A 17314-nucleotide genomic window follows, 5' to 3' on the forward strand; every position below is an offset into this window, starting at 1 on the left:
TTATGAAGGTCAACCGGGGTTCGAGGTGCTCCGTACCGTGCCGGGAACGTGGGATGAGATAAGAGTTCCGCTGGCAAAGATGAATGAGCATGTCACGGTGGCCCGCAGGAGCGGTTCGGACTGGTGGGTAGGCTCGCTAAACAACGGTGCGGAAAGGAATCTGAAATTGGAATTGGACTTCCTTAGTGAGGGAGACTACCAAGCAACGATCTATACCGATGCAGAGGATGTGGACCGGAATCCAAACCATCTGGACAGACAGGTACGGAAAGTTACAAGGAAGGATATCATTGAACTGAATCTGGCAAAGGATGGAGGAGCGCTATTACATATCAGAAGGTTATAAGGGTGATGTTTATCAGTTGAAATTGTATTTCAATCAGTTGTTAGTTTGTTAGGATAAGAAGATTGTTCCAGGATAATATTTTTAATCAATGGATTTATAACATGAACAGAAGAAATTTTATAAAGAGAGTGGGCCTTTTGGGGGCAGGATATGCGCTGAATAAAAACTTGATGTTTGCGAATTCAGGCGTAGCTTCGACAGCTGCCTCTTTTTCGTCGTTTCCAACAGTAAGGAAGCCTATATCGGAAAGGAACTTCAAAAGTCCTGCCATTGAAAAGGCCATTGCTACTTTTAAACAGAAGGTCAAGAATGAAGAACTGGGCTGGCTGTTTGGGAATTGTTTTCCGAATACGTTGGACACAACCGTTTTTTATTCAGAAAAGGATGGCCGACCGGATACATATGTGATTACCGGTGATATTGATGCCATGTGGTTAAGGGATAGTTCTGCCCAAGTATATCCGTATTTGGATTTCATGTCTGAAGATAAAAACCTGCAAAGACTGATAATTGGCGTTATCAATAAGCAGACCTCCTTTATATTGAAGGATCCGTATGCCAATGCCTTTTATGATGATGATACGAAGTATACAAGATGGAACAGCGACCATACGGAGATGAAACCGGGTATTCATGAGCGTAAATACGAGTTGGATTCGCTTTGCTATCCCATTCGCCTGGCATATGGATACTGGAAAAAGACAAATGATGCTTCTCCTTTCGATGCGCAATGGAAGAAGGCGATAGAAACCGTTTTAAGGGTCTGCAAGGAACAGCAGAGAAAAGATGGTAACGGGCCTTATAGCTTTCGCAGAACTTCGGAATGGGCTATAGATGCTGTTCCTATGGGTGGAGTGGGCTATAAAGTAAATCCGGTCGGATTGATTTGCTCTACTTTCAGGCCTAGTGATGATGCCACTATCTTTCCTTTTCTCGTCCCGTCCAATTTCTTTGCGGTGGCCAGTTTGAGGCAGGCTTCCGAAATGGTTCAAAAGATAACCAAAGACAATGTACTGGCTGATGAACTGTTGGCGTTGAGTAAAGAAGTTTATAATGCTTTGCAGACTTATGCCGTGGTGAATCATCCGAAGTTCGGTAAAATCTATGCTTTTGAAATAGATGGCTTTGGATCGGCTTATCTTAGTGATGATGCCAACGTCCCTAATCTGCTGGCGTTACCCTATCTGGGTGGTGTTGATAGTGATGATGCAATTTATGCCAATACCAGAAGATTCGTGTGGTCGGAATACAATCCTTATTTCTTTAAAGGTTCTTATTTTGAAGGGATAGGAGGACATCATATTGGTACGGACATGATATGGCCGATGAGCCTGATAATGAAAGCCCTGACTGCTCAAGACGATAAAGAGTTACAGCAATGTATCCAGATGCTCCAGAAAACGCATGCCGGTACCGGGTTCATGCACGAGTCATTCCACAAGGATGACCCCAAGAAATTCACAAGGAGCTGGTTTGCATGGGCCAATACATTGTTTGGAGAATTGCTGTGGAAAACATTCAATGAGAAACCATATTTATTGGAATATTAATCATCTAATTAATCAATGTAAACAAAAATTTATGAGAAGAATTACAAAATTCAGTTTGTTACTCTCCCTTGTTCTGGGATTGTACTTTCCTACTGTTTTTGCACAGTCGAACATGACGAACGAAATGTTTGACTTGGCAAAGTTGAAGTCGGGTGTAAAAAACAAAAGAATCTCCAGTACAGATCCTACCGGAGGTAACAGAGATCACTTGGAGCCCTTCAAACCAGGTGAGAAACGCATCATTGCAGACATCAAGGGAACGGGAGTCATCAACCACATTTGGGTGACGATTGCGCCTCCACCTCCCACTTTGAGCAGAAACGACATTATCATTCGCATGTATTGGGACGGCAACGATTATCCTTCGGTAGAGTCTCCCATCGGCCCTTTCTTCGGACAAGGCTGGGATGAGAGATACAACTACGCATCCTTGCCTCTTTCGGCCGGTCCTGAAAACGGTACCGGTCTGTCGTGCTATTTCGCTATGCCTTTCGAGAAGGGCGCACGCATTGAAATTGAGAACCAGAGCGACCGCAACATAGATGCTTTCTACTTCTACGTGGATTATCTGGAGATGGCGAAGCTTCCCAAGGACATGGGCCGCTTTCATGCCTGGTATAACCACAACCTGACTGAAGCACTTCCCGAAGGCGAGACGGAGTGGGGAGTTACCGGTGCCCAGAAGCCGAACACCACCGGCGAACGCAACTATGTGTTCATGGAAACCCAAGGCAAGGGACACTTTGTAGGTATCAATTACTATGTGCATTGTCCCACTCCCATGTGGTATGGCGAAGGTGACGACATGTGGTTCATTGATGGAGAAAAGGTTCCCTCGCTGATAGGTACAGGTACGGAAGACTTCTTCAATACGGCCTGGTGTCCTAAAGAAGCCTTCTCGCATCCTTACTTCGGTTATCCCCGTGTGAACAATGATATAGGCTGGCTGGGTCGTACCCACGTTTACCGATTCTTCATTGAAGATCCCATTTTCTTTGAAAAGAGCCTGAAGGGAACCATCGAACATGGCTCCAACAACAACTTGACGTTGGATTTGTCTACCGTGGCTTATTGGTACCAAGATTCGGCTGTGGCTCTTCCCGAAGCTCCTACAAAGGCACAGCGTGCTCCGAAACCTTTCATCAACCATGTTGATATACATCGTTGGCGGGATGCCTGGCGTAAGTCCAAGGGTAACAAAGCCACTCTGTGGGGCAACGAGTAAACTTTTGTAACGCTCTTTTTTTATACGTTCATAGGCTGATATTTATATCCGGGGTTTTGCCATTATATTGGCAAAACTGTGTCTCTATATTGGCAAAACTGTGCCACTATATTGGCACGACTATGGAAAAATAGTTCTACGGAGCAGCAAATTCAATAAATCATTAATAAAGGTACGAAATGAAGAATATTCCCAAAAAGCAATTTGCGGGCTGGATGCTGATGCTACTGTTGTGCATCAGTATCTCGGCATTTGCCCAGTCGCCTAAGAAGGTGACCGGACGTGTGATGGATGCACAAGGTGAGTTACTCATCGGTGTGAATGTGACGGAGGCGGCAGACCCTTCTAATGGTGTGGTGACGGACATCAACGGTACGTATACGATTACGTTGAAAGGAAATAAACCGTCATTGAAGTTCTCTTATATCGGCTTCAAGGACAAAGTGGTAGCGGTAGGCTCCAAAGGAGTGCTTGATGTAGCTTTGGAAGAAGACGTGGCAGCCCTTGACGAAGTGGTGGTAGTGGGCTTCGGAACGCAGAAGAAAGCTTCTGTGGTCGGCTCCATTACCAATATAGAGCCGGCCAAGCTTGCCGCGGCTCCCAGCCGTTCGCTCAGTAACAACCTGGCGGGTATGGTTCCCGGTGTGATTGCGGTTCAGCGTAGCGGTGACCCTTGGTTCAATAACTCCGACTTCTGGATTCGTGGTATCAGTAGCTTTACTGGCAATACCAATCCGCTGGTATTGGTGGACGGCGTCGAGCGTTCGCTCCACGACATCGACCCTGAAGAAATCGCCTCCTTCTCCGTGTTGAAGGATGCTGCCGCCAGTGCCGTCTATGGTGTGCGCGGTGCCAATGGTGTAGTGATGATTGAGACCAAGCGCGGCAAGATTGGAAAGCCGCAGGTGAACGTCCGCTTCGAACACTCCTTTACGCAACCCATCAAGATACCCGACTACATCGGCAGTGTGAAGTATCTGGAACTGATTAACGAAATGTATGCCGAGCAAGGTAGAGCCCCCTTTGCCAGCGAAGCCACCTTGCTGAACTACAAGAATCAGACCGACCCGGAACTCTATCCCGATGTGAATTGGTGGGACATCATCTCCAAAGACCATGCAGACAACACGAAGGCAAACGTTAGCGTCAACGGTGGTACGGACATCCTTCGCTATGCGTTGGTGGCAGGATATTACAATGAGAACGGTATTATTGAACGCGACAAGAACCAGGAGTGGGACTCTTCCCTGAAGGTGAGCCGATATACGGTACGTTCCAATGTAGATGTGAATGTGACTCCCACTACCTTGTTCCGTGCCAATGTGGGCGTGTTCCTGCAAACCCGTAACGCTCCTCCGGGAGACACGGAAACCAATCAGGGCATTTTCTATCAAGCCATGCGTGTACCTCCTTACGTGCATCCGGCCATCTATGCCGATGGACGCATTCCCCGTGTGATGTACAAGCAGAACCCTTGGGCGTGGGCCACACAGCGTGGATACGAAAAACTAAACCACAATAAGATTGAATCCCTAGTATCGTTGGAACAGGATTTGAAGTTCATCACACCGGGACTGAAGTTCAAGGGAACCTTCTCTTTTGACAAGTTCTCGGCAACTTCCGTGACACGTTCCAAGAATCCCTATTACTACAATCCCGCCACCGCACGCGATGCAGAGGGCAACATCATCACTGATGTGCAGACCACCGGACAAGAGTTCCTGGGCTATGAAAAAGGAGCTAAATGGGGCGATCAGTCCATCTATCTGGAAGGAATGTTCTCGTACAACCGCATTTTCGGCAAAGTGCACGATGTGAACGCCATGTTCCTCTACAACCAGAAGGAGTATGACAATGGTGATGCGCTTCCCTATCGTACCCAAGGCATAGCCGGAAGATTCTCTTATACTTACGACAGCCGCTATGTTGCCGAGCTGAACTTCGGTTACAACGGCTCCGAGAACTTTGCCAAAGGCAAGCGCTTCGGCTTCTTCCCCGCCGTGGCGTTGGGATGGATTGTATCTTCCGAGAAATTCATGGAGCCGGTTTCCGATGTCATCTCCAACTTGAAGCTGAGAGCTACTTGGGGTAAGGCCGGTAACAGTAACATTGGTGGTAACAGACGTTTCGCCTATATTTCTACCATTGTCAATACCGGTTCGTACAGATGGGGTACAGATGCGGAAATCTATCGCCTTGGACGTTCGGAAGGCGAAATCGGTGTGAACAACTTGACATGGGAAACCGTGACCAAGATGAATGCCGGTATCGACTTAGGTCTATGGAATGGTAGCGTGAACCTCGTAGTGGATGTGTTCAAGGAAAAGCGCGATGACATCTTCATGCAGCGTAAGAATGTGCCTGGTTCTGCCGGATTCAACCGCCCTGTTTGGGCCAATTATGGCAAGGTCGAGAATCAGGGATTTGATGTGTCTTTGAATGTCAACCATAAGTTCAATAGCGATTGGGCCATTTCCGCTATGGCAAACTATACCTACGCACACAATAAGGTTGTGGAAATAGACGAACCTGCCGCCATCTTGGGTACATACCGTTCGCAAACTGGTAAACCTGTAGGGCAATTGTTTGGCTTGATAGCGGAAAGGCTCTTTACGGAAGATGATTTCGATGAAAACGGTATGCTTAAGGAAGGAATTCCGGCACAGAAGTTCAGTGATATGAGTAACCTACGTCCCGGTGACATTAAATACAAAGATTTGAACGGGGATGGTGAAGTGACCGCAGTAGATAAAACAGCCATTGGTGGTACACGTATTCCCGAGATTGTCTATGGTTTTGGAGCTACAGTAAGCTATAAGTCGTTCGATTTGGGAGTATTCTTCCAAGGAACAGGTAAAACCTACCAGCTCTTGGGCGGAGAGACCTGGTTGCCGGGTTCTTCCTTAGGTGCTGGTAACATCTATTCGAACATTGACGACCGTTGGACACCTGAAAATCCGAGGCAAGATGTATTCTGGCCCCGTATGGGAGACAAGGCTGTGGCAAACAATGAACAAGCTTCCACATGGTGGTTGCGTGACATGAGTTTCCTGCGCCTGAAGAATCTGGAACTTGGATATACTCTTCCGCAACGTTGGACTACCAAAATTGGCATCCGCGGCTGCCGTTTGTTTGCAAGAGGAACCAATCTGCTGACGTTCTCCAACTTCAAGCTTTGGGACCCCGAACTGGAAACTACCGATGGATTGAGATACCCACAGATGAAATCTGTATCAGTGGGTTTTAGCATCAATTTCAACAATTAATTAAGATACGAAGAAAATGAAAAAATATAAATCTATAGCAAAAGCTGTCTTATTGTCGTGCACCCTGGCATTGACAACGAGTTGCAACGATTTCTTGGACAAGGCTCCCGACGACCAGCTTACCATGGAGATGATTTTCACGGACAAGATAAGGACTGAGGACTGGTTGGCAGGTGTTTATTCATCCATTCCCAGCCCCATGTGGGGGTATTTCAAGGAGCAAGGTTATAACATTATGGGCGATGATATCACTATTCCCCAAGATTGGTCGCCGTATGGATGGAGCAGTGTGTATGCCTACACCACCGGAAACTGGAGTCCTATCTCAACATGGGCCCCCTATTATTGGGTAGAATTGCACAAGCGCATACGTTCCGGCCTTATCTTCTTGCAGGAGGCAAAAGTACTTCCGGAAAAAGACCTGACGGAATCTTATGTCAACCAGATGAAGTACGAAGTCCGCTTCTTGATAGCCTACTATTACTCTTTGATGATTGAGTTGTATGGTGCCATACCGTTTACTCCCGGTGTGCTTGTTGCCGTCGATGCGCCCGAATCGGAGATGATGACGCCCCAAAGACCCTATGCCGAAGTGGTAGATTGGATTGACAAAGAGCTGCTGGAAGTGTCAGAACATCTGCCCGCTGTCTATCCCAATAATACCGATTGGGGCAGGGCCACCTCTATCATGGCTTTGGCAATACGTGCCAAAACACTGTTATTTGCCGCAAGTCCGTTGTTCAATGGCAATCCGGACCTCAAGGACTGGAAGAACTCAGAAGGAGAATTCCTTTTTGATGCCGAAGCCAAACCGGAAAGATGGGAAAAGGCTGCCAAAGCTCATCTCGACTTGATAAAGGCAGCCGAAGCAGCCGGACATAAGCTGTACTATGAATATAATGTGGATGGAAGCATTGACCCCTTCATGTCTTACTATAACATGTCGTTGAAACGCTTCTCAGAAGGTAATAAGGAGATTCTTTTCGGACGCCCCGAAAATGAGAACCTGAACTCCTGGCAGGCTCATCATCTGCCGAAAGGTATCGGTGGAAATGCCGCTATGGGTGTTACTCAGGAACTGGTGGACGCTTTTTATATGAAGAACGGTGAAATGCCTATATTGGGATATAACGAGGATGGTTCGCCCATTATCAACCCGGAATCGGGGTATGTGGAAAACGGATTCTCTACCAATACAGAGTATAGAACCACGAAGTGGCCGGGCGGTGGACCTTCGAACCTTGCCAATAAAGAAACCGGTGTAAGCCCGGTAACAGAAGAAGGTACCTACAACATGTATTGCAACCGGGAGCCTCGCTTCTATGTTTCCGTCATCTATAATGGCGCATGGCTGGGAGTTGATAACCGTCGTGTGAACTTCCTTCAAGGAGGCCGTGATACGGATATGACTTTCGACTCTCCGCAGAACGGTTATAATGTCCGTAAGCGAATCTCTTTGGATGTATTTCCCAGAGATAAAAAGCATGTATATCAGCCGGGTATCTTATACAGAATGGCTGAAGCGTATTTGGGCTATGCGGAAGCATTGAACGAGTCTTCGCCAGCTCCCACTCCCGATGTATATAAGTATGTGAACTTGATTCGTGAACGTGCCGGAATTCCCGCTTTGAAGGAAGGGCTGAGTAAGGAAGAAATGCGTGCCGCCATTCAGCAAGAACGTCGGGTAGAGTTCAATTGTGAAGGTATCCGTTTCCATGACCTCCGTCGTTGGAAGATTGCCGACAAATACCTGGGCGGCAAGCTTTATGGTATGAATCATGACGGTTCTGAGAAGAGCGATGATGTGAACAATTCGAAGGCTTTTTATAAGAGAACTTACTACAAGAGCCGTACCTTCAACAAAAGAATGTATTTATGGCCCGTTCCGCAGGCTCAGATGGACATCAACCCCAATTTGAGACAAGCTCCCGGATATTAATAAATAATTAGAGAACAAGTATGAAATCAATAAAATTCATTTTTTGTACGATGGCGTTAGCGTTTACCACATTGATGTCTTGCTCGGATGATAATGAGGTGGACTTGTCCAATCGTAAGTTTGTCCGTATCGATCAATCGGCAGTTTATGTGGAGATTGACGAGAATGTCACTGTCACCGCTTCCGTTGACACTTTGGCGGGTGATTCCTATCTGTTGAAATGGAGCGTGCTCGATTCCGATGTAGCGACCATTGAAGGTGTAGAAAACAACGCAGCCGTCATTACGCCTATTGCCGTTGGAAAAACGGTTATCAAGGTAGAGACAGCCGATGGCAAGTTGTGCTACTTTAGTGACTTGACTGTTACCAAGACTCCTAAGACGTGTTACATTGACTTTGGTGTCATTGATTCTCCGGCTCCGTTTAACAACTATAGGAATCCCAGAGACCCCGGATTGGTAAATATGCTCGACCATAGAGGTCGTCCTACTACTTTCGGCATCGAGGTGGACAAACCGTTTTCCGGAAAATTGGCTCGCGGTTTGAATAATAATTTGGGTCTTCCAAAAACAGCTTCTGAGGATATGTTTTTCAGCGACGGTATTAAGATTCCGCTCAGTGGATTTAAGGTGACAGGTCTCTCTCAAGGAACAAAATATACGTTCAGTTTCTATGCTCACATCAATGACCGTGGAACTGAAACCGAGTTCCATGTAATCGGAAAGAACGATGGCGTTGCTTATTTGGTTAATGACTATAATTTAGATAGAACGGTAGAGATTAAGGGTATTGAGCCTAATGACGAAGGTGTTGTTTATATCGAGATGAAACCGGGCCCGAACAATGTACAATGGGCCAAATTCTTTGGCGTAAATACCATGGTACTTTCAGAAGAGGAGAATTGATGTGGTTTTATAGACCATAATCCTTTCTATTGAAATAATACTGTCAGTGAGGAGAGATACCGTTTAAACAGGCATTCTCTCCTTGCCTTTTTAAAAAACATATAGTAAAATAGTTTATGAAAATTAATTTGAAAGAAGTTTCTGTTTTCTTGTCTGCCATTCTATTGGCAGGCTCGTATGCCGTGGCTCAGAACCCATACAGATGGACGGATGAGCTGGAGTTATTGAAAAGAGTGGATAAATTGCCGGAGTATCGCACTGGCTCTTATGTGGAGCAGTTCTCGAGTTACGACCGTACCGGAGGCAATGATGATGGTTTTGCGGGTACTTATTCTTTCCTTCGTAAGGAAGGTGATAAGTTGGTGATTGCTGAGATGGAAGGCCCCGGAGTCATCAACCGAATCTGGACTCCTACACCGACGGACAATATGCTCTATTTCTATTTTGATGGACAGAAAGAGCCCGGTCTGAAAATAAAGTTCTCGGATTTGTTTTCCGGTAAGGTTTATCCGTTTACAAAGCCCGTTTGTGGTAATGAAATCGGTGGTTTTTATTGTTATCTGCCCATTACGTACAAAAAGTCCTGCAAAATTGTTTTCGATGGACCTAAATTGGAATTCATTCAGATACAATACCGTAACTTGCCGGAAAAGAAGGTGGAAACCTATACCGGTGAATTCTCACAGCAGGATAAGGATTTGTTGGCTGAGGTGAATAGAATATGGGCTGACTTGTCTCCTGCTGTAACGAATTATACCTTTGGAAAATCAGCTGGTGTACAGACGGAAGAAAAGGTATTTACACTGAGTCCGGGAGAAGAAGTTTCTTTCTTTGAGATGGCAGAACCGGGACGTATTGTAGGTATGTCGATTGATGGCGGAACATCTTTCGAAGGTTTATACAAAGATGTGATTCTTTCAGCTAAATGGGATAATGAGAAGGTGGAGGCTATTTATGCCCCCGTTGCTGATTTTTTTGGATATGCCTATGGAAAAGGAGCAATGCGGAGTATCTTAATGGGTAAGCAAGGTACTTCCAACTACTGCTATCTGCCAATGCCTTTTGACAAGTCAGCTTCTATGAAGATGATTTATAAAAAGAGAGAAGGTATTCAGCAATCTCCTATTTCTGTAAACGTTAAAGTGTACTATAACAGTAATAAGCGTAATGTGAAGGAAGAGGGTAAGTTCTATTCTGTATGGCGTAGAGAGAAAACTCCTCTCGGCATTTTCCATAAGTTTGCTGCACAAAAAGGAAAAGGACATTATGTAGGAACCATCCATCAGGCACAAGGCCTGCGTCCGGGAATGACCTTGTTCTTCGAAGGGGATGACAGCACTTACGTAGATAATAAAATGCGTCTGCACGGCACTGGCTCCGAAGACTATTACAACGGTGGCTGGTATGCTTTATTGGATCGTTGGGACAGAGGAAACAGCCTCCCCCTCCATGGTTGCCTGGATTATTCGCTTCCGATGGCCAGAACCGGTGGATACCGTTTCTTCTTGGCCGACAAAATGTCCTATGAGAAGGAAATCTATCATGGAATGGAACATGGTGAAGTAAAAAATAATTTCCCGGTAGATTATACATCTGTTGGATTCTTCTATGCAGCCCAGCCATTGCAAGGCAGAGAAGAGCCTACTGCTGAATTACGCACTGTATATCAGCCGACAGAACATATCTATTTCCCTCAACTGATGCAGCTGAGTCTTGGTGGAGGTGTCCAGGTAACAAATGAGCGTGGAATCCGTATGACCACCCAGCATGGAGGAGTAGTGCGCATCATGCTGAACGATGTGCCCGAAGGAAAATATAAAGTGCTGATAAACTATTTTGAGAAACCGAATGGTGCCGACTTCCAGGTTTGGCAACGCCAGAAGCAACTGTCCGGATGGATCTCTACTAAGAAGGACAAAGAAGTGTCTAAAGACAGAGTACATGTAGGAGACATCAATTTGACGGAACAAACCAATTCAGTCACTTTCCATGTGAGAAATAATAACGGTGGGGACCAGTTTGAACTGGGACTGATTATCCTGGAAAGAATAAAGGAATAGATGTGGGAATGTGTACTTGTATATGGAATTGATAAGAATGAGAACTAAACAAATTTTACTGTTCGGGCTTGTTACCTGTAGTTTGACGGGCAATATGGCTTGTAAGGATGCTGATAGTGAAAAAACGCTGTGTATTGATAATGTACGTATGATATCCCGTGTCACGGGTGATCCTTTGCCGGGAGATACATTGCTGAATCCCAATAATACCGGACCTGACTTTGATGTATATGGAACGGATTTGGGGTTAATGTGGCATATGGATGGAAACCGTGTGGGCATGTTTTTCGGAGATACCAGTGGAGAAGGTTTTGTCGTGAATAAAAATGGTGGCAATGGTTCCAACTGGCGTTCCAACGTACTGGCTTTTTCATCGGATACAGAGCTTACAGACGGTCTTAAAATAGATTCAATGCTGCTTGATGCCGATGGTAAGGCGCTTGAGGTATGTGCGGGCGGTAAGACGAATCCGGAGGTATACCAGACTTCCATCCCTACGAGTGCTATTCGGGCCGGTAAAACGGATTGTGTCCATATTATGAACATCTATGATTGGGGAGCGCCTCATGGACGCTGGCTTACCAATTTTTCTTCTGTCTATACTTCCAATGATGACGGTCGGACATGGGAGCGGCGTGAAGAGGTGACTTTTTCTCCCGACAGTCATTTCTCGCAAGTGGCTTATGCCAAATGTGACGGATGGATTTATATGCTCGGCACACAGGCCGGACGTGGTGATGCTGCGTATCTGGCGCGTTTCCTTGAGAAAGATCTTCTGGATATGAAGGCCTATGAATACTGGAACGGTGAAAGTAAAGAGTGGATACGTGGAAATGAGGCTGCTGCTACTCCGGTATTGAGAGGTCCCGTAGGAGAAGCGTCGCTGATATGGCACAAGAAGTTTAAGCGTTGGATTCTGACTTATAATTATGATCCGAATCATGACGAGAATCCTTTGACCAAAAGGCATGCCATTCTTTATTGTACATCGAAGGATCTCGTCCAGTGGAGCGAGCCGAAAGTATTGGCGGAAGCGGACAGATATCCAGCTTTGTATTGCGCTTACATACATCCGTTGAAAGACAATGATGACCAGCTTTGGTTCATCATGTCCATGTGGGGGCCATACAATGCTTTCCTGATGTGTGCCGATATGAAGCTGGAATAATAATCACTTGACTTGAATTGGATATGAAGCTTAGGAATTTATTTTTATTAATAGCTCTCTCGTTACCGGTTTGCTTGTCTGCACAGACAAGCAAACAAATCTATCTGCAACGAGCCGATTCTTTGCTTCAGCAGATACTTACTCTCTATAAAGTGGAGAAGTATGGCCTGCTGACGGAAACTTATCCAAGAAACCCGGAGCAGAGAATTACATATACGGCCAATACCGGCGCTGTTGTTAACCAGCAGGAGGTCTCTTTCTTGTGGCCTTATTCAGCCTTGGTATCCGGTTGTGTTTCTTTGTATAAGGTTTCCGGGCAAAAGAAGTACAGAAAACTGATGGACCGGCAGATAAAGCCGGGACTGGACCTTTATTGGGACTCTACCCGGATTCCCCATTGTTACCAGTCGTATCCGGCTTTTGCAGGTCATAATGATCGTTATTACGATGACAATGACTGGGTGGCCATTGATTTCTGTGATTACTATGAACGGACTGGTGACAAGGAGTATCTGGAAAAAGCCATCCAGCTGCATGACTATATTTATTCCGGATGGTCCGAAGAGTTGGGGGGAGGAATCTATTGGTGCGAACAGAAGAAAGAATCAAAAAACACTTGTTCGAATGCTCCGGCTACTGTTCTTTGTATGAAGCTGTTTAAGTTGACTAAGGATGCAAAATACCTTGAGCAAGCTAAGAAGACCTATCAATGGACCCGTGACAATCTTTGTGACCCTTCTGACTTTGTATATTGGGACAACAAGAATTTGCAGGGAAAAGTGGATCCGGCCAAATATACTTATAACAGCGGGCAGATGATTCAGGCCGGTGTACTTCTCTATCAGGTAACTGGAGAGAAGCATTACTTGAAGGAAGCGCAGCAGACAGCCGAGGGTGCCTGCCGTTTCTTTCTGAAGGTACAGCCTATCGCAACAGGAGAGATGAAATTCTTCCCGGGAACTCCTTGGTTTAATGTAATCTTGTTCAGAGGTTTGAAGGCGCTATATCTGGTGGATAGGAATGAGGCGTACATAAAGACCATGATTGAGAATGCGGATTATGCCTGGAACTATACGCGTGATGAGAATGGCTTGTTTAGTAATGATTGGTCGGGAAACAGAAAAGAGCAGTTCAAGAGTCTACTGGAGAATGCCTGTATGATTGAGCTTTTCGCCGAGATCAGCGAATTGCAATGAATAAAACCTTTAAACACAATAAACAATAAATAAACAGAAAATGAAAAGACAGATTGCAGTATTGGTATCCGCCTTGCTAATGGGTGGCGGTACCTATGCTCAGAATGGTGCTCAGGCGCAAAGACCGAAAGCCTACATGGTGTCTGATGCACATTTGGACACACAGTGGAACTGGGATATCTAGACCACAATAAAGGATTATGTATGGAACACGATCAGTCAGAATTTGTTTCTGCTGAAGCAGTATCCGGAATACATCTTTAATTTTGAAGGTGCGGTCAAGTATGCCTGGATGAAGGAATATTATCCGGCGCAATACGAAGAGATGAAGAAATTCATAGAGAGCGGTCGTTGGCATATCAGTGGAGCCAGCTGGGATGCCACTGATACGCTGGTTCCTTCCATAGAGTCTGCGATTCGTAACATCATGCTCGGCCAGGATTATTACCGGAAGGAATTCGGTGTGGAGAGCACGGACATTTTCTTGCCAGACTGTTTCGGTTTTGGCTGGACACTTCCTGCCATTGCGTCCCATTGCGGACTGATCGGCTTCTCCTCCCAGAAGTTGCAGTGGCGCAACAAACCGTTCTACGGTAACGACAAATATCCTTTCACTGTCGGCTTATGGCAAGGTATAGACGGCTCTACCATCATGATGACCCATGGATATGATTATAACCAACGTTTTGAGGACGGGGACCTGTCGGAAAACAAGGACTTGTTGGAATTGACCGGCCACTCTCCGCTTCACATGGTCTACCGCTATTACGGTACGGGAGACATAGGCGGTTCACCTACATTGGAGTCTGTACGTGCCGTAGAGAAAGGCTTGCAAGGCAATGGTCCGTTGCAGATTGTCAGTGCCACGAGTGACCGGATATATAAAGACTTCCAGCCTTACGCAAGCCATCCGGAACTGCCCAAGTTCAACGGTGAACTGTTGATGGATGTTCACGGTACCGGATGTTATACTTCCCAGGCTGCCATGAAGCTGTACAACCGTCAGAATGAGCTTTTGGGGGATGCAGCGGAACGCTCTTCCGTTGTAGCCGAATGGCTGAACCAGGCTTCCTATCCCGGAGCTGCATTGACTGAGAACTGGCAGCGTTTCATTTTCCATCAGTTCCATGATGACCTTACGGGAACAAGTATACCGCGGGCTTATGAATTCTCATGGAATGACGAGTTGATTTCCCTCAAGCAGTTCTCCGGTATTCTTACTTCCTCCATTGACGCTGTGGCAAGAAAGATGGATACCAGGGTGAAAGGGATACCGGTGGTGCTTTACAATGCGCTTGGATTCCAGGTTTCCGATGTGGCAGAGGTAGAACTTGCCTTGCCAAAGAAACCGAAAGGGATTACCGTATATGATATGAATGGCCGGAAAGTGGCCGCCCAATTGCTGTCCTATGCTGACGGTAAAGCCAGACTCTTGATAGAGGCTATTGTGCCCGCTACCGGTTATGCGGTATATGATGTCCGTACTTCTGGTCCGTCGGCTGACACCCGGGTATCTGTGGATTCCAATGCATTGGAGAATTCCATTTATAAGATAACGCTGGATACAAAGGGTGATATCGTTTCGTTGTTTGACAAGAAGAACGGCAAGGAGCTGGTGAAACCCGGTAAATCCATTCGTCTGGCACTCTTCACGCAGAACAAGTCCTACATGTGGCCTGCTTGGGAGATCTTGAAGGAGACTATAGACCGGGAACCGGTTTCCATCACAGAGGATGTGAAGATGACACTGGTGGAGGATGGTGAGCTGCGCAAGTCACTCTGCATCGAGAAACGTTATGGAGAGTCACTCTTCAAGCAGTACATCCGTTTGTATGAGGGTAGCCGTGCCGACCGCATAGACTTTTACAATGAGGTGGACTGGCAGTTGTCCAATGCTTTATTGAAGGCCGAATTTCCTTTGAACATGGCAAATACGGAAGCCACCTACGATTTGGGACTTGGAAGTGTGAGGCGGGGCAACAATACGGAGACTGCCTACGAAGTCTATGCACAGTATTGGGCCGATTTGACTGACCGTAGTGGAAACTATGGCGTGTCTGTCTTGAATGACAGCAAATACGGCTGGGACAAGCCGGACGACAACACCCTCCGCCTGACCCTGCTGCATACCCCCGAAACAGACAAGGATTATGCTTACCAGAACCGCCAGGACTTCGGGCATCATTGCTTTACATACAGTCTGGTGGGTCATGCCGGTGGACTTGACAAGGCTGTCACCATAGAGAAGGCGGAGATATTGAACCAGAAGCTGAAAGCTTTCCGTACCGATAAACATAGGGGTACATTGGGTAAGGAGTTCTCTTTCGTCTCTTCCAATAACCGTAATGTCATTATCAAGGCATTGAAGAAAGCCGAGAACTCGGATGAGTATGTAGTGCGTGTCTATGAGATAGGCGGTGAGAAGGTGCAGGATGCGGTACTTTCTTTTGCAGGCGAAATTGCCAGTGCCTACGAAGCGGATGGCACTGAAAAGAGTATCGGTTCGGCCGAATTCAGTGGAAACGGGCTGTCTGTAAGTATAAAGCCTTATTCTATAAAGACATTCAAGGTACGTTTGAAGTCATCGGGCGAGGACGCTTATCAATTGCAGTATGCCTCTTTACCGTTGTCCTATAACTGTAAATGTTCCTCATTCAACGAGTTCCGCGGTGAAGCTGATTTTGAGTCGGGTTATTCGTTTGCGGCAGAACTGTTGCCCGAATCCCTGACTGTAAACGGGATTCCTTTCCAGCTCGGCGAGAAAGATGCCGCCAACGGAATGACGTGCAATGGTGATACTATTGTTCTACCGGAAGGTAAAAAGTATAATAAACTGTATTTTCTGGCTGCCGCTACGGACGGGGACTATGCCGCCACTTTCCGGTGCGGAGGGAACAAGAGTGAGGTCATTGTACCTTCCTATACCGGATTTGTCGGACAGTGGGGACATTCGGGACATACCAAAGGTTATCTGAAGGATGCCGAAGTGGCTTATGTGGGAACTCACCGCCACTCTCCTACAGCCGATGAGGCCTATGAGTTTACCTAATATGTTCAAGTTCGGTGTCGATATTCCGGCAGGTGCTGCCAGCCTTATACTTCCGAAGAATGAAAAGGTTGTTCTTTTTGCTGCCACATTGGTGGAGGAAACTCTGAACCCCGTCCAGGTTGCCACTAGCTTGTTCCATACAGCCATCCGTGACAATGAGATGGAGTTGAACAGTGTGGAGGTGGAAAAAGAAAACCTGTTGAAGGGTGCGAAGATTATCGCCTATTCCGGCTATTTTAATGATAATGAGAAGCCCGAACGTATCGTTGACGGGGATGTCGATACCAAATGGTGTGAAGTGGGAAGTGTGTTGAATTATGTGGATTTTGATTTGGGTGAGGCGAAAACTGTGAGCGGTTGGAAACTGGTGAATGCAGGCCGTGAGGACAAAGGGTACATTACTTCCGCTTGCTTCCTGCAAGGCAGAAACAGCCAGACTGAAGAATGGAAGACACTTGACAATATAGATGGAAACCGGCAGAATGTCGTATCACGTATGATTGACACTCCGGCGCAGGTACGCTATGTACGCTTGATGATAACCCGTCCTATGCAGCATGCAGGAGGAAAGGTGTTACGCATCAATGAGATGGAGATTTACTAAAATAAT

General features: G+C 46.3%; 10 protein-coding genes and 1 pseudogene. All 11 read left to right on the top strand.

Annotated features, from left to right (window positions below; all coding sequences use genetic code 11):
- On the top strand, nucleotides 1-346 hold a 346-nt coding region (locus ABUA47_RS11380), incomplete at its 5' end, for a glycoside hydrolase family 97 C-terminal domain-containing protein (protein WP_349825852.1).
- Between the two features lie 101 nt (nucleotides 347-447).
- Nucleotides 448-1896 carry a glycoside hydrolase family 125 protein gene (locus ABUA47_RS11385; RefSeq protein WP_009037497.1) on the top strand — a complete coding sequence of 483 codons (1449 nt, stop codon included), beginning with the start codon at nucleotides 448-450 and terminating at the stop codon, nucleotides 1894-1896.
- A gap of 31 nt (nucleotides 1897-1927) precedes the next feature.
- Nucleotides 1928-3121, top strand: a complete 1194-nt coding sequence (locus ABUA47_RS11390) for a glycoside hydrolase family 172 protein (protein ID WP_022400938.1) — start codon at nucleotides 1928-1930, stop codon at nucleotides 3119-3121.
- A gap of 179 nt (nucleotides 3122-3300) precedes the next feature.
- On the top strand, nucleotides 3301-6387 hold the full coding sequence (locus ABUA47_RS11395; RefSeq protein ID WP_178610403.1) for a SusC/RagA family TonB-linked outer membrane protein: 3087 nt from the start codon (nucleotides 3301-3303) through the stop codon (nucleotides 6385-6387).
- Between the two features lie 16 nt (nucleotides 6388-6403).
- A complete protein-coding gene (locus ABUA47_RS11400) occupies nucleotides 6404-8326 on the top strand; it encodes a RagB/SusD family nutrient uptake outer membrane protein (protein ID WP_118931255.1) in 1923 nt (640 codons plus the stop codon).
- Between the two features lie 20 nt (nucleotides 8327-8346).
- Entirely contained in the window at nucleotides 8347-9231 is an 885-nt protein-coding gene (locus ABUA47_RS11405; RefSeq protein WP_120028732.1) for a hypothetical protein, read from the top strand.
- Nucleotides 9232-9347: 116 nt separating this feature from the next.
- Entirely contained in the window at nucleotides 9348-11291 is a 1944-nt protein-coding gene (locus ABUA47_RS11410) for a glycoside hydrolase family 172 protein (protein ID WP_005824777.1), read from the top strand.
- Between the two features lie 22 nt (nucleotides 11292-11313).
- On the top strand, nucleotides 11314-12459 hold the full coding sequence (locus ABUA47_RS11415) for a DUF4185 domain-containing protein (RefSeq protein WP_005824779.1): 1146 nt from the start codon (nucleotides 11314-11316) through the stop codon (nucleotides 12457-12459).
- 23 nt (nucleotides 12460-12482) lie between these two features.
- The gene (locus tag ABUA47_RS11420) at nucleotides 12483-13655 is read left to right on the top strand and encodes a glycoside hydrolase family 76 protein (RefSeq protein ID WP_117713974.1); all 1173 of its coding nucleotides are present in this window, start codon (nucleotides 12483-12485) and stop codon (nucleotides 13653-13655) included.
- Nucleotides 13656-13695: 40 nt separating this feature from the next.
- Complete coding sequence (locus ABUA47_RS11425; protein WP_005824785.1) at nucleotides 13696-13839, top strand: hypothetical protein; 144 nt, start codon at nucleotides 13696-13698, stop codon at nucleotides 13837-13839.
- A 6-nt stretch (nucleotides 13840-13845) separates the two neighbouring features.
- Nucleotides 13846-17308, top strand: a pseudogene (locus tag ABUA47_RS11430) (glycoside hydrolase family 38 C-terminal domain-containing protein).
- The last annotated feature ends 6 nt before the right edge of the window (nucleotides 17309-17314 follow it).

The organism is Bacteroides sp. RTP31139st1_H2_RTP31139_211217, assembly GCF_040227615.1.
GTDB lineage: Bacteria > Bacteroidota > Bacteroidia > Bacteroidales > Bacteroidaceae > Bacteroides > Bacteroides uniformis.

What these genes read in the sequence shown, in the direction of transcription:
- ABUA47_RS11385 (WP_009037497.1), top strand. Translation starts at nt 448, where the DNA reads ATGAACAGAAGAAATTTTATAAAGAGAGTGGGCCTTTTGGGGGCAGGA.
- ABUA47_RS11390 (WP_022400938.1), top strand. Translation starts at nt 1,928, where the DNA reads ATGAGAAGAATTACAAAATTCAGTTTGTTACTCTCCCTTGTTCTGGGA.
- ABUA47_RS11395 (WP_178610403.1), top strand. Translation starts at nt 3,301, where the DNA reads ATGAAGAATATTCCCAAAAAGCAATTTGCGGGCTGGATGCTGATGCTA.
- ABUA47_RS11400 (WP_118931255.1), top strand. Translation starts at nt 6,404, where the DNA reads ATGAAAAAATATAAATCTATAGCAAAAGCTGTCTTATTGTCGTGCACC.
- ABUA47_RS11405 (WP_120028732.1), top strand. Translation starts at nt 8,347, where the DNA reads ATGAAATCAATAAAATTCATTTTTTGTACGATGGCGTTAGCGTTTACC.
- ABUA47_RS11410 (WP_005824777.1), top strand. Translation starts at nt 9,348, where the DNA reads ATGAAAATTAATTTGAAAGAAGTTTCTGTTTTCTTGTCTGCCATTCTA.
- ABUA47_RS11415 (WP_005824779.1), top strand. Translation starts at nt 11,314, where the DNA reads ATGGAATTGATAAGAATGAGAACTAAACAAATTTTACTGTTCGGGCTT.
- ABUA47_RS11420 (WP_117713974.1), top strand. Translation starts at nt 12,483, where the DNA reads ATGAAGCTTAGGAATTTATTTTTATTAATAGCTCTCTCGTTACCGGTT.
- ABUA47_RS11425 (WP_005824785.1), top strand. Translation starts at nt 13,696, where the DNA reads ATGAAAAGACAGATTGCAGTATTGGTATCCGCCTTGCTAATGGGTGGC.